This is a genomic window from Spartobacteria bacterium UBA695 (assembly GCA_002298145.1).
In the GTDB taxonomy this organism is placed as follows: domain Bacteria; phylum Verrucomicrobiota; class Verrucomicrobiia; order Chthoniobacterales; family Chthoniobacteraceae; genus UBA695.
Map to the genome: position 1 here is coordinate 82,678 of DBMP01000017.1, position 13,399 is coordinate 96,076.

The following is a 13,399-nucleotide window of genomic DNA, read 5'->3' on the forward strand; positions in this document are numbered from 1 at the left end:
ATGAAGCGAAACCTTTTCTAGAAGCCTCGCAGGCTGGTGCTGGAGCGGGCGGCCAGGCCCTCCTTGGGGATACGCTTCAAGACTACGTAGCGGATGCCGTGGCGCTCGCAGAAGACGGCTTTCTCCGGCTTGTGGCCGTCTTCGTTGACGGCGTAGAGGGCGGGGCGAATGACGTTGAGGATTTCTTCTTCGGCGTCGAGCTGCCCCATACCTGTGGAGACGAGGGCCTGGGTGACGAACCGGATGGAGCCGACTAGGTACCGCCGCTCGGAGGCCGGGAAGAGCGGGTGCCCGGGGCCTTTGAGTGAGGCGATGTTGATGTCGTTGCCGAGGCAGACGTAGAGGTCGCCGAGGGAGGCGGCTTCCTCGAAAAACGCCAGGTGGCCGCTATGGAGCCAGTCGTAGCAGCCGGTGACGACCACTCTGGGGCGGCCGCTGGGGGCGAATGGCCCGGGCCCGGGGAACCCGGCGAGGTGCGCTTGGGGAAGGGCTCGGCGCTCCACGGAGGGATCGAGCGCGACGCTTTCCAGCCCGGTTCCTGCGAGGCAAAAGGCGGGATGGGTCCCCAGGAGCGTGGAAAGGCGGGCCAGGTCGGTCGCGTTCTCGAAGGGGCAGACTCGCTCTACGTAACGCAGCGCCCGGGCCAGGTAAAGGCGTTCGGCGAAAGGGAACCGGGGCGCTTGGCCGCTGAGGGCGCACACGGCGGCGTCGGACGGGAGCAATAGGTGTACGGGCCCGAGCTTGGCGGCTTCTTCGAGGAGGCGGACTTCCGCAGCCCGGAGGCCATCAATGCTGGAAAGGAGGGCGACGGGATTCACGGCAAAATCAGGCGGTGCGCACCTGGATGCGGAACGCTCCCGGGACCGGCTCGCGGGAGGGAATGTAGATGTAGCCCCCGCCGCAACTGGAGTAGCACGCGCCGGGATAGCGGGCTTGGTAATATTTGAGAATCCCGAGGAGGTCGAGCGTGATGGTGGGGTGGGTGAAGTTCCCGGGCAGCAGCACTTCCCAGCAGCGCATGGTCTCCGTCATGGCTTCGCCGAGGGCCTCCTCGTCGTGGTGGCAGATGGCATCGAAGGCGTGGCGACCGGTCCGGGCCAGGCGGGCGATCCAGTCCACCCGGTCGAGGTGCTCCTCATCAAGGGGCGAATACCCGACGGGGCGGGAGGCGATGGGCAGAATATTGAGTATGCTTTCCAGCCAGGTGACGGTTTCCGCATCGGTCGTGGTCTCGATCTCGCGCGGGAAAACCCCCTCCCGGTGGGCGTAGTCGTAGTCCAGGCGGCTGATCCCGGGCACCAGTAGGCCGATCATGTCCTGGCTGCCGGAGGGGTATTTGTGGCCTGCGTTTTCGGTCCAGTAAAGTTCCTCTACCCGTTGGAGTGGATCGCCGTCGGGGAGCCGCCCCCAGAGCTTGAGGGCGACGTTGCGGGTGCCAGTGGCCACGCCTGAGCGTTCCATCCAGAAAAAGTTGGGCTGGATGCCGACCACGCAGACGGAGCCGGGCGGCTCGGGGTTGCGTCGGGAGCAGAAGGGCTGGTCCATCCAGCCGCCAGCTAGGGTGATTCGGTAGGGGAAATCGCCAATGACGTCCGTTATTTTGGGAGAGCGATCGCTAGCCATGGTCAAGGGTTTGCAAGAAGCTAACTGCGAGCACCTTGAGTTGAAAAGCTAAAATCTGCTCAGGCTTCAATCTGCTTGAGCAGCAGGGCGAGCGCGGTGCGGGCGGTGATGTCTTTGAAGACGTCGCGTTCGCGCACGAGGTGGTGCTCCTGGACTTCCGTGGGGCCGTTCTTGCGGGCCAGCGCCACGAAGACGGTGCCGACGGGCTTGGCCGGGGTGCCGCCGGTGGGGCCTGCCACGCCGGTGGTGGAGAGGGCCCAGTCGGTGCCCGCCCGTTGGAGCGCTCCTTCGGCCATGGCGCGGGCCACGGGTTCGCTGACGGCTCCATGGGCGGCGATCAGCTCGGCGGGGACGCCTAGGTCGCGCGATTTGGCTTCGTTGGCGTAGGTGACGTACCCTGCAAGGAAGACGGCCGAGGCTCCGGAGACGTTGGTGACGCGGTTGGCGATCCCGCCGCCGGTGCACGACTCTGCGGTTGCTAGGGTTTCGCCCCGGCGCGTGAGGGCGGCGACGACGGCTTGCTCGACGTTGACGCCGTCCCGGGTGGCGATGGATTCGCCCAGGGCTTCAAGGATGATCTTTTCCGCCGCTTCCACGACCTCCCGCGCGCCGATGCAGCGCACGTCGACTTCGCCGGGCCGGGCGCAATAGCCCAGCTCCAGGCCGGGGATGGCCAGCAGCCGCTCGCCCACGAGCGCCTCGACGGTCGATTCGCCGATCCCGAGCACATGGTAGGTGCGGCATTCGTTGACCGCGCCCTCGGGGAGGAGCTGCTTTAAAATTGGCAGCACCGAGTTGTGGAACATCGGCTTCAATTCCCGGGGCGGCCCGGGCAGCAGAAATACGTGAACCGTCTTCCCGGCGCGCTCGTCTTTAAGGTAGAGGCCGGGCGCGGTGCCGTTGTCGTTGGGCAGGACGAGTGCCCCCTCGGGTACCTGGGCCTGGCGGCCGATGCGGTCAGTCAGGGTGAGGTTGCGCTTGGCAAAGCGGGCGGCGATGGTCGCCATGACTTCGGCGTCGGGATGAAGCGGGCGGCCCAGCAGCTCGGCGGTGAGCTCGCGGGTGATGTCGTCGGTGGTTGGCCCGAGGCCGCCGGTGACCAGCACGATATCGGCGCGCCCGAGTGCGACGGAGAGCGCCTCGCCGATGGCGTCGCCGTCGGGTACGGTGATCTGGCGGTCGATGCGCAGCCCGAGCGGGAAAAGCCCCTGGGCCAGCGTGGCCACGTGGGTGTTGAGGACATTGCCCAGTAGGATCTCCGAGCCGGTGTTGATGACTTCGAGCTTCATAACGTCCGAGAATATCACCCCGGGCTAAATAAAGTCTCGAATTTTCCCCGGAATCGGGTTCTCCTTTGCGCTCTTCTATGCTTCGCGTTAAACCTTTCCAAGGGCTCCGGCCCGCCGATGATCTCGCTCCTCTGGTCGCCTGCGTCCCCTACGATGTCGTGGACGCCAAGGAAGCCGCCGCGCTCACCGAGGGCAACTCAAAAAGCCTCATGCATGTGGACCGTGCGGAAATCGACCTCCCCGCGGGCACCGATCCCTACTCCGACGCGGTTTACCAAAAGGCGCGCGAAAACTTCCTGGCGCTTCAGCAAACCGGCACGCTCGTACGAGAGCCCGAGCCGTGCATCTACCTCTACCAGCAGCGCATGGGCGCGCATGTGCAGACCGGCATCGCGCTGACCTGCCATATCGAGGACTACGAGCGCGACATCATCAAGAAGCACGAGAAAACCCGCCGTGACAAGGAGGACGACCGGACGCGCCTCATCGGCACGATCAGCGCCAACACCGGCCCCGTCTTTCTGACCTACCGCGACACGGCCGAGCTCGACGCGCTCGTGGCCGAGGCCCTCAAGGGCAAGCCCCTCTTCGATTTCACCGCTCCCGACGGCATTGGCCACACCGTGTGGCGCATCCCCGGCGGTAAGGCGTTTGTGAAGGCCTTCGGGCAGGTTCCCTTCTCCTATGTGGCCGACGGTCACCACCGCACCGCCAGCGCCGTGCGCGTGGGCCGCGAACGCCGCGAGGCGAACCCCGCCCACACCGGCGAGGAGCCTTATAACTGGTTCCTCTGCGTGCTCTTCCCCGCGAGCCAGCTCCGCATCCTGCCCTACAACCGCTGCGTGCATGACTTGAACGGCCAGACGCCCGAGGCGTTTCTCGAAGCCGTCAAGGCCGCCGGGTTTACCCTTACGGAAAACGCGGGCGATACGCCCGAGCAGCCTGGCCAGGTGCGCATGTACCTGGGCGGCAAGTGGTACGGTCTCGGCTGGACCCCTCAGGCCGACGCCAACCCCGTGGAGCGCCTGGACGTCTCTGTGCTCCAGGACCGGCTCCTTTCGCCGATCTTGGGCGTTGACGATCCGCGCACCAGCAAGCGCATCGACTTCATCGGCGGCATTCGGGGGACCTCTGAGCTGGAAGCCCGGGTCAACGACGGTCGGGGGGCGGTCGCCTTCTCGATGTATCCCACGACGGTGGATCAGTTGATCGATATCGCGGATGCCAGCCAGATCATGCCGCCGAAGAGCACCTGGTTCGAGCCGAAGCTCCGTTCAGGGCTCTTCATCCATACGTTCTAAGCAACGTCCCCTGGACCGCTACCTCCTCCATCCATGATGGTAGTAATGGTGGTAGCGGTGGCCATAATAGAACGGCCGAGCCACCGGATACGCATAGGCCCGGTGGTAGTAGCGCGGGTGATGGTAATAGCCGTAACCGTAGACGGGAGGGAGCGGTCTGACGACGACGCGCGCTGGATAATGCCGGTAATGCCGGTAATATCCATCGCGAGCGGACGCGGTTGCCAACCCGCCGCCCAGAACGGCCACCAAAACCAGCGCGGAAATAATCAATCTCCTTGGTGTCTTCATAGGCCAATATCCTGCCTACCGGGAGGAAACGCAAACGCTGCAACCCTCTGGATACCAAGAGGAAATAATATAATCAGGAACTCGGGAGCTCAGGAATCTAGAAAACGAGCTTCTGCCTTTTTTCCTTAAGTTCGTCGTTCCTAATGAATTCTTCCCTTATCAAACGTCGTTGCAGATCAGCCCGAGCACGTTGACTTGGCGCGCGGTGAAGTGCTTCATGGCCTCTGTGGCCTTGGCGGCTGAGGTCTTGCCGAAGCGGACCACGAAGAGCACGCCGTCGACCATCGGGGCGAAGCTCAAGACGTCCCCGTTGTCCAGAACGGCGGCGCTGTCGAAAATGATGTAGTCGAATTCCTGATAGATGTCCTTGAGGAACGCGCCGAAGAAATGTTCCGCCGGGTAGGCCAGGGCCTCGCCGCGCGGGAGCAGGAAAAGGTTGTCGATGTCGGTCTGGATGACGGCTTCGTTCCAGGCGATCTGCTGCTGGAGGACGTTCATGAGGCCCCGGTCCGGCGTGGTGTTGAATAGTTCGTGGAGCTTGCCATCGACGAGGTTGCAGTCGATGAGGAGCGTCTTGGCTCCGGAGAACGCCAGCGTGGCCGCGAGGTTCGAGGCGATGGTGGTTTTCCCTTCCCCTTCCATCGCGCTGGCGATCATGAGCGCCTTGGGGCGGGTCCCCTCCACGGGGGCAAAAAGCATGGAGGAGCGCAGGGAGCGGAAGGCGTCCAGCAGATTGCGGCGCGGGTCGTAGGGGACCAGTAGGGAAAGCGTGCCTTCGCTGGTGTCGTGCGGGATCTGCCCCAGGATCGGGTATTCCTTAAAGTTCCCCTTGGCTTCGACGAATGAGACGATGCGGTCGTCGGTCTTGTCGATGAGGAAGAGGGCTGTCAGGCCCAGGAAGAGCCCGGCCAGCAGGCCGTTGAAGACGATTTTCCCGAGGCTCGTCTTCATCGGCGAGGCGGGCGAGGCGAAGGCCAGGATGGAGAGGGTCTCCTGCTCGACGTTTTTGTAAATGTCGATGCTCTGGAGCGTGGCCATGAGCTGGTCGAATTGTTTGTGGTCGTGGTCCACTTTGAGGCGCAGGCGCTCGTACTCGGCCAGCTTCTGGCTCAAGTCCATTGCCCGGGTGCTCCATTCGCGGATGTCGGCTTGCTTGCTCTTTATCCGGATCTCCAGGGCGTCGCGGCGCATGTTGATGACGTCCATGCTCTGGATTTTGTAGCTGTCCATGAGCTGCTGGGCTTCCAGGATTTTGTCGTCGATGAGCTTGATGCGCGGATTTTCGAGCCGGGCGATTTTGAGCATTTCCTCGCGCTGGACCTTGAGCATGTGGACGGTCTGCTTGGCCGCCTGGTACTGCATGATCGCGTTGCCTGCGTTGACAAAGGAGCTGTCAAACGAGCTCATGTTGCTTTCATCGCGCTTGGCGTTGGCGGAGGTGCCGCTCTGGACGGGCTGCGGCTTCTGGGCCTGGAGCGGTTGGCTGCTCAGGTCGATCTTCTGCTCGTCGTTGAGGGTGTTGAGAATGTTGAGCTCGGTTTTCAGGCTGGCCAGCTCGCGTTCCAGGATACCCAGGTATTCGGCGGCGGAGTTGTGCGAGCTCTGGACGAAGCTGATCTTGTTGGACTCCTGGTAGTTGACCACGTCCTGCTCGTCGTCGTTGGTCTTCTTTTCGAGCACCAGGAGCTGGCTGCTGATCGCGCTGGTCATGTTGTCGGACTTCTCCTTGCGCATTTCCTTGCGCACCGTCATGTACTCCTGCATGACGCCGTCCAGAAACGCCTGGGTGTAGAGCGGTTCCAGGCCGCTGGCCGAGAGGCTCAGGAATGAGGTGCGGGGGATCTGGCTGACGTTGACGGAGACGGGTACGGCGATCCAGTCGGGATGCTGCCCGAGTACCCGGGCGCGGGCGCGGTCGGCCACCTGTTTGCTGGTAATGAGCGCGAACTGGGAGGGGAGGAAATCGCCCCCCGCCTCGGTGACGCGCGCGGTGCCTTCGATGTTGAACTGCCCGCTTAAGACCATCTGGGCCTCGGAAACGTAGCTCGGTGTCAGGTGCGCCCCCTTCCAGGCGCCCACCAGCAGGCCCAGCCCGGCGGTGAGGGCGGGGATCCACCAGAAGCGCTTCAGGATCTTGAGATAACGCTGCCCCATGACCTTGGCTTTGGCCAGAAGGTCCCCGATGGACGGCTTGGTAGTGGCGGCTCCTTGCATCTTTGGTAGGGTCCTAGAAGTTGATCCAGCTTTCGGGGACCATGATCAAATCGTCGGGTTCGATGAGCGGGTCCTTATCGAGTTCGGCTTTATCAATGATCCGCTGCATGTCGACGATGATGCTCTGGTATTCCCGGTGGCGCTTGATCTCGCGCGGGAAGGCGGTCTCCAACAGGCGGCGGTTGGTCTGGATGATCGATTTGTCGCGCGAGTTGTGGTTGACCCGCTTGAGGTCGAGCGGGCAGGCGTCCTCCAGCAGTTCGCGGTTGAGCAGCACGAGGTCCTCCCCCTGCGGGTTCTGCGAAAGCATGTAGAGGACTTCGGGGGAAATATCGACTTTCCGGAAGGGCTCGGGCGAATAGAGCGGGCCGCAGCGCAAAATGGCGTTCATGCGGGAGAGCAGGGTATCCATCAGGAAGGCGTCGTTGGAGCGGGTGCTCATGACGGCGTTAGCGATGATCTGGCGCTCCTCGGGCGTGAACTGGAGCCAGAGGTAGGTGTAGAAGGGATCGTTGTGGCGGCTGAGCTTGTCGATGAACGTATTGACGTCCAGGAAATCGCCCACGGTAAAGAGGCAGGCTCCCGTCTGGGCGGAGACGGCCCCCTGGACTTCCAGTGGCAGCCTGACTCCGGAAAAGCGTTCATCGGTGTAGATCAAGCCGTTCTGCAAGAGGCGGTTAAAGTCCTTGGCCAGGTAGCCCTGTAGCTCGATCTCTGGCGTGCTGGTATTGACGACGGCGCGGCGGGTTACGACGGTGAGGTTGTTCCACAGGAAGGCGCAGATGGGCTCCTTGTCAAAGCGCAGACGCTTGGCCAGGCGGCGGGCGTCGGAGAAATCGTCCCGGACAAAAAGATAGGCCTCCGCGGGCGTGCGCCGGAGCAGCTTGACCTTGCGTTTGTTGGCAAACTCGACAAACCCGCCCGCCTTGGCGATGGCCTGGCTGACGGTGAAATTGCCTCCCGGGGGCATGTCGATGCTCTGTGGGTAGCGGATCTGCCCCATCACGGAGACCTTGCTGTGGGTGCGCTTGCTGTCAGGCACGACGATGGTGTCGTTGGGCAGTACGACGGGGTCTTTCTCCAGGGCGCCCTTGCTGATGACCTCCTCCACGTTGACGACGATTGTCACATATTCCGGCGGGCGGTTGCGGCGGATTTGGCCCCGGAAGAAGTCCTCCAACAGATACCGGTTCATCCGGATCATGTCGGTCCCCTTCGGGTTCTGCGCCACCAGGCGGCGGGTATCGGCGGTCAGCTTTACTTCGGCAAAGAGCGTTTCGTTAAAGAAAGTATCCGTATCGAGGACCCGGTTGAACTGCCCCACGAGCGTGATGCCGCGCTGGCGGTCCGTGCACTTCGGGCTCGCCAGGATGTCCAGGGCCTCCGGCTCGAAAAGCGCCTTGATGTGCTTGAACATCGGGTCGGGCGAGGAAAGGATGCGCGAGGCCATTGTGAGCGGATTGGCGAAGTCCTCGCCCACGAACCATGGGACGATCGCGTTTTTGCGTAGCAGGCGAACGCGTTCCTTGTCAGCGAACTCCGCGAAGCCCTGGGCCCGGGCGATCGCCTTGCTGACGTTCATCTCCTCGTTTTCCTGGAGATCAATGCTGCAAGGCTGGTTCACCTTGCCCAGGACGTAAATTTTCGTATGGAAGCGCTTGATCTCGGGAACGTAAATATTGTCGTTGGGGAGCACGAGGGGGTCCTTGTCGAGCAGCCCCTTCTCCACGATGTCCTCTACGTTGTACGTATTGGTCTCGGCTTTGCCCGTGTCATTGCGCCGGGTGAGGCGGACGTTCGTGCGGTCGGCAAAATCCGCGAAGCCCTGGGCACGGGTGATGGCCTTGCTCAAGGTAAGCGCTTCACCGGAGGGGATTTCGATACCGCCTGGGAGGTTCACCTTTCCCATCACGTAAACCTTGCCCACGGAGCGTTCGCTATGGGTCTCCAGGCCGATGATCACGGTCGCCTTGTAGTAAAATTCCTTTTCCAAGAGCGGCTTGATCTCCTGGGCCAGCTGTTTGCAGGTCTTTCCGATGGCCCGGATGTGCCCGATTAAAGGGACGTCGATCTCACCTGCGTCATTTACCGTAATTTGTACCGCTGGGAGCTTCTCCTCGACGATGCGGTAGCTGAGGCGGTCGCCCCGGTCCAGACGGACCCGGTCATTGAGGCCGTCGATGGTCAGGCCACTCTGGATTTCTACCCCCTGTTTAGGGAGTTCAGTAGGCGGAAGCAGCGCAGAATCATCACCTTGCCCAAACAAGGGAGCTACGCATACATGAACCCACAAGAATAGAAATAAGGCAGAGATCAGGCTTTTCATCAGGGGCTTTACAGAAGCTAGAAAAAACCACGATTAGGGGAAATCGTCAATTGGCAAAGCTGGATAAGAACTACAAAGATGCGTAAAAATACGCATATCTTTCGATCTTTCGGCCTTCCGGGCTTTATGTAACGATGGGGCCCACCGATGTCCGCACCGCTACTGTCCGTCCTGAAGCAATCGTTTGGCTTCGCCGCATTTCGTCCTTTGCAGGAGGAAATCATCCGGGACGTGCTGGCGGGCCGGGATGTTTTCGCCCTGTTGCCTACCGGCGGCGGCAAGTCGCTCTGCTTCCAGCTCCCCGCGCTGATGCTGCCGGGCCTCACCGTGGTCGTCTCACCCCTCATTTCGCTGATGAAAGACCAGGTCGATGCTCTGCAAGACGCGGGCATCGCGGCGACCTTCCTGAATTCCGCGCTCGCCCCGGGCGAGGCCCGTAAACGGCTGCGGGGCCTGCACCAGGGCGAATACCGCCTGCTCTACTGCGCACCCGAGCGCCTGATGCTTTCCGGCATGCTGGAGGACCTCCAGAAATGGAATGTGAGCCTGATTGCCATCGACGAAGCCCACTGTATTAGTGAATGGGGGCACGATTTCCGGCCTGAGTACCGGCAGCTCTCCGGGCTGCGGGAGCTTTTCCCCGGCGTCCCCATCCTGGCCTTGACCGCCACGGCTACCGAGCGCGTTCGCGATGACATCCTCCGCCAGCTCTGCTTCGAGGACGCCCACACCTACGTCGCCAGCTTCAACCGCCCCAACCTCACCTACCGCGTCATTCCCCGCAGTCAGCCTCAGCGCCAAGTGCGTGACTTCGTTCGCCAGCGGCGCGGCGAGAGCGGCATCGTCTACTGCTTCAGCCGGAAAGCCGCCGAAAGCGTTGCCGAACACCTCACCAAAGATGGCATCCGCGCCCTTCCCTACCACGCCGGCCTCAGCGCCGAGGAGCGGGATCGCAATCAAACCCTCTTCCTTCGCGACGAAGTGCGCGTCATCGCCGCCACCGTTGCCTTTGGCATGGGGATCAACAAACCCAACGTCCGCTACGTCATCCACTACGATCTGCCCAAGAACATCGAGGGGTACTACCAGGAAACCGGTCGCGCCGGGCGCGACGGCTTGCCCAGCGAATGTCTCCTGCTCTTTAGCGCCGCCGATGTTGTCAAACAGACGAGCTTCATCGACGAAAAACCGACCGAGCAGGAACAGGAGATCGCCCGCGAGCAGCTTCGCCAGATGGTCCACTACGCCGAGACCTCCGAATGTCGCCGCACCGCTCTGCTGCGCTACTTCGGCGAGGATTGGCCCACCCACCCGGCCACCCAGCCTTGCGGCGGTTGCGACAACTGCCTGGAGCCCCGCGAAACCTTCGACGGCACCCTCGCCGCCCAGAAACTTCTCTCCTGCGTCATCCGGCTGCGGCAGAAATCTGGCTTTAGCTTTGGCCTCAACCAGATCGTTGACGTCCTGTGCGGTGCCGATACCGACCTCATTCGCAAATGGGGCCACCAGAGCGTCACCACCTACGGCATCGGCACCGAAATGAAGCGCCCCCAGTGGCAGGCCATCGGGCGCGAATTGATCCGCCTGGGCTTCCTCCAGCAGACCGGCGGCAAATACGCCGTCATCGAAATCACCGCCGAAGGCCTCAGCGCCCTCAAAGCGCGCCAGCAGATCATGCTCACCAAACCGGCCGAGGTCAAAGCCGAGAAGCGTAGGCGCACCGGCGAAATCCCGTGCGACGAAGGGCTTTTCGATCGCCTGCGGGGCCTACGTCGCCGCTTGGCCGACGAAAAAGACGTCCCGGCGTACATCATCTTCTCCGACGTCGCCCTGAGGGAAATGGCCAACCGGTACCCGGCCACCCCGGAAGAATTCGCGACCATCTCGGGCGTAGGCAGTCAGAAACTGGAGCAATACAGCGAAGCCTTCCTGGACGAAATCGCCGCCTACCTACGAACCTACCCCAAGCAGGTTTTTGAAGACTCCCTGAGCGCGATTGGGTAGGGGGTGGAGAGAAAAAACGGGCGCTCGCCAGAGAAGAAGCGGCAAAAAGCGGAAGAAAATGCGAAAACGGCTTGCGTTTGACGGATTTTTTGGCACTTTAGGCGTCCCTCGTTTTTTCGGGGCTGGGTAGCTCAGTTGGTAGAGCAGAGGACTGAAAATCCTCGTGTCCCCGGTTCGATTCCGGGCCCAGCCACCATTTTAAGTCCTTGAGTCCAAGGCACTTGCAGTAGTCGATTTTCAGCTGCACCATAAACTGCACCAAGAAAATTTTTCAGGAGGGATCAGAAACGATGTGGCTCGCGCCGATTCGTCCGTCTACCCGCCTTCGATAATTTACTCCCTGCGAATGCCCCGTATACCCCTTTTTGAGGAACTCCCCTTTGAGGACTGCGCGGCAGGTGCCAACGCCAACAGGGATGTTTTTTCGAACCAGGTCAGCCATGGGGTGTAAAGGGGCCCGCACAACTCGCGTGACAACGTCCGCTGGCGCGGAGATATTCCGGTCGTGAACAAGACGCAGGTCAAGGTCCGTTACCGTCGCGGCGTAGAGCTACCCGACCATGGACTGTGGCTGGACCCTCGGGAGCCCCGCTCCCTCGCATTTGTATCGCACGCGCACAGCGACCACATAGGACGGCACAAGGAGATCATCCTCTCGGCTGGAACAGCCCGCTTGATGCGGGAACGGCTCCCAGGGGAAAGCTTGGAACACATTGTGCCTTTTAGCACCCCGTTCGAGTTGCCATGCCTTCCCGGCATCGTCTTGCGCCTCCTCCCGGCGGGACATGTCTTTTGGTTCAGCCCAGCTCCACCTGAAGATGGAGCTGGGTACTCTGCTGTAAAGCGGCGATTTCAAGCTCCAATCGGGGCGCTGGCACGCAGATACCAACCTGGGCGACATTCGCGCGCTGGGGGACCACAAGGCACTTTGATATTTTCTGCAATGTGTGGTCGGGTAATGCCTAACCGGCCCATTCGTCCAGGTTGAGCATTTCGTCGACTTTTACCGGCAAGCCTGTGGCAATGGCTCGGTTGGCTGCGATGCCTGTTAGGATTGAGCGTGCGCCGTCGATGTGATTCGCGGCCCGGTTGAGCGGGTCTTCCGGAGCTCGCTCGCCAAAAATTGCTTCCAGCATTATCGGGTCTCCGCCGCCGTGGCCTCCGTTGCTTTCGGGAATGGGCACAATTTGCGGTTTTGCAAATAGCGGGAGAAGAAGGATTTGTTCTGAACTGGAAGTGCCTTCTCCAAGGTTCCCGTCCTGGGCGTTGATGTAGGAGGATTCTTGATGGTTAATCTCGATGCGGCCTTTGGTGCCACTGAATGCGACGCGATAACCTTCCCAAGCGGCGTAGGCATGCAGGCTATAGCTCATTTGAGCGCCTGACTTATACCGCACTAGTACGTTCATTGTGTCTTCGATGCTGATGCCGTCGTCAAAGACACTTTTATCGCGGTGGTAGCCGTCTGCGGATTCCGTATCGAGGTAGAGTCCTTTTAGGTTTTCTGAGGAGCGGAGGTCCAGGGCGAAGGGGTCGCTCTTGACGTCGGGGCGGTCGGTGGTGCCTCGGTCGTAGAAGGTGGTGACGCCGCGGTTTTCCGCATTTTCTTTTCCGTAGAAGGCGAGGTTCCCAAAGGCAAATACGGTTTCGGGGGAACTCCCAAGCCACCAGTTGATGAGGTCGAAATGGTGGGTTGCTTTGTGAACCATCAAGCCGCCGGAATTCCGCTTGTCTCGATGCCAGCGCCGAAAGTAGTCCGCGCCGTGGTTGGTATCCAGGAGCCATTCGAAGTGAACGGATTTTACTTCGCCGATGGTTCCGGACTGAATCAATTCTTTTACTTTGCTCCGTATGGGCGCGTAGCGGTAGTTGAAGGTGACTCGCAGGCGGCGCCCGGTATGTTTTACGGTGTCCAGGATTTGCCTGCACTTTTCGGCATCGACGGTGAGCGGTTTTTCGGTGATGACATCGCAGCCGAGTTCCATGGCGCGGATGATGTAGCGATGATGGGTGCGATCAACGGTGGTGACGATGACGCAGTCCGGCTTGGTTTCGGCGATCATTCGGTCGAAATCGGCGGCGAGATATTTCGGCACCGGGGCGGCTCCCGCTTTGGCGATTTCGCAGTTGTAGTAATCCATGCGCAACGAATTGACGTCGCAGAATGCGGCGATTTCGCTTGTCTCGCGATAGACGGTGGTTAGCGCGTTGATGAACATCCAGGAGCGCCCGCCGGTTCCTACAATGGCATAGCGGCGTTTGCTGGATTGGGTGCGGCTTTCAGGTTGGGGAGAACTTGATTGGTTCATAGGGAAGGGAGGTTTGATTTGGTTGAAAAGTAGTCTTCTGTT

Annotated in this window: 9 protein-coding genes and 1 tRNA gene; 3 read left to right on the forward strand and 7 right to left on the reverse strand. The window is 61.3% G+C overall.

Translation table 11 applies throughout. The features are described from left to right. Nucleotides 1-17 precede the first annotated feature (17 nt). From B2828_RS11260 to B2828_RS11270, 3 genes are read right to left on the reverse strand one after another with little or no spacing between them, the layout of a single operon-like run. A complete protein-coding gene (locus tag B2828_RS11260; protein ID WP_479633842.1) occupies nucleotides 18-818 on the reverse strand; it encodes an adenylyltransferase/cytidyltransferase family protein in 801 nt (266 codons plus the stop codon). 7 nt (nucleotides 819-825) lie between these two features. Then, nucleotides 826-1,623 carry a hypothetical protein gene (locus B2828_RS11265; protein WP_479633843.1) on the reverse strand — a complete coding sequence of 266 codons (798 nt, stop codon included), beginning with the start codon at nucleotides 1,621-1,623 and terminating at the stop codon, nucleotides 826-828. A 59-nt stretch (nucleotides 1,624-1,682) separates the two neighbouring features. After that, nucleotides 1,683-2,912: a competence/damage-inducible protein A gene (locus B2828_RS11270; RefSeq protein ID WP_479633844.1), complete on the reverse strand. Its 1,230-nt coding sequence runs from the start codon at nucleotides 2,910-2,912 to the stop codon at nucleotides 1,683-1,685. 77 nt (nucleotides 2,913-2,989) lie between these two features. On the opposite strand from B2828_RS11270, the gene B2828_RS11275 reads away from it, so the two are divergent. After that, nucleotides 2,990-4,213, forward strand: coding sequence for a DUF1015 domain-containing protein (locus B2828_RS11275; RefSeq protein ID WP_479633845.1), 1,224 nt, complete (start codon nucleotides 2,990-2,992; stop codon nucleotides 4,211-4,213). An 18-nt stretch (nucleotides 4,214-4,231) separates the two neighbouring features. Here B2828_RS11275 and B2828_RS11280 read toward each other — a convergent pair whose 3' ends face one another. The 3 genes from B2828_RS11280 to B2828_RS11290 all read right to left on the reverse strand — a co-directional run bounded on the left by B2828_RS11280 (nucleotide 4,232) and on the right by B2828_RS11290 (nucleotide 8,984). Next, complete coding sequence (locus B2828_RS11280) at nucleotides 4,232-4,504, reverse strand: hypothetical protein (protein ID WP_479633846.1); 273 nt, start codon at nucleotides 4,502-4,504, stop codon at nucleotides 4,232-4,234. 159 nt (nucleotides 4,505-4,663) lie between these two features. Continuing rightward, the gene (locus tag B2828_RS11285) at nucleotides 4,664-6,718 is read right to left on the reverse strand and encodes a polysaccharide biosynthesis tyrosine autokinase (RefSeq protein ID WP_479633847.1); all 2,055 of its coding nucleotides are present in this window, start codon (nucleotides 6,716-6,718) and stop codon (nucleotides 4,664-4,666) included. A gap of 13 nt (nucleotides 6,719-6,731) precedes the next feature. Continuing rightward, the gene (locus B2828_RS11290; RefSeq protein ID WP_479633848.1) at nucleotides 6,732-8,984 is read right to left on the reverse strand and encodes an SLBB domain-containing protein; all 2,253 of its coding nucleotides are present in this window, start codon (nucleotides 8,982-8,984) and stop codon (nucleotides 6,732-6,734) included. Between the two features lie 207 nt (nucleotides 8,985-9,191). Between B2828_RS11290 and recQ the strand changes: the two genes are divergently transcribed. Both recQ and B2828_RS11300 read left to right on the forward strand, forming a co-directional pair. Continuing rightward, nucleotides 9,192-11,048, forward strand: a complete 1,857-nt coding sequence (recQ, locus tag B2828_RS11295) for a DNA helicase RecQ (protein WP_479633849.1) — start codon at nucleotides 9,192-9,194, stop codon at nucleotides 11,046-11,048. A 120-nt stretch (nucleotides 11,049-11,168) separates the two neighbouring features. Beyond that, nucleotides 11,169-11,244, forward strand: a tRNA-Phe gene (locus B2828_RS11300). Nucleotides 11,245-12,010: 766 nt separating this feature from the next. Here the strand turns inward: B2828_RS11300 and B2828_RS11305 are convergent. Next, a complete protein-coding gene (locus B2828_RS11305) occupies nucleotides 12,011-13,357 on the reverse strand; it encodes a Gfo/Idh/MocA family protein (RefSeq protein WP_479633850.1) in 1,347 nt (448 codons plus the stop codon). Between the last annotated feature and the right edge of the window lie 42 nt (nucleotides 13,358-13,399).

Coding starts and splice junctions, on each gene's coding strand:
- B2828_RS11265 (WP_479633843.1), bottom strand. CDS start 1,623: ATGGCTAGCGATCGCTCTCCCAAAATAACGGACGTCATTGGCGATTTC.
- B2828_RS11270 (WP_479633844.1), bottom strand. CDS start 2,912: ATGAAGCTCGAAGTCATCAACACCGGCTCGGAGATCCTACTGGGCAAT.
- B2828_RS11275 (WP_479633845.1), top strand. CDS start 2,990: ATGCTTCGCGTTAAACCTTTCCAAGGGCTCCGGCCCGCCGATGATCTC.
- B2828_RS11280 (WP_479633846.1), bottom strand. CDS start 4,504: ATGAAGACACCAAGGAGATTGATTATTTCCGCGCTGGTTTTGGTGGCC.
- B2828_RS11285 (WP_479633847.1), bottom strand. CDS start 6,718: ATGCAAGGAGCCGCCACTACCAAGCCGTCCATCGGGGACCTTCTGGCC.
- recQ (WP_479633849.1), top strand. CDS start 9,192: ATGTCCGCACCGCTACTGTCCGTCCTGAAGCAATCGTTTGGCTTCGCC.
- B2828_RS11305 (WP_479633850.1), bottom strand. CDS start 13,357: ATGAACCAATCAAGTTCTCCCCAACCTGAAAGCCGCACCCAATCCAGC.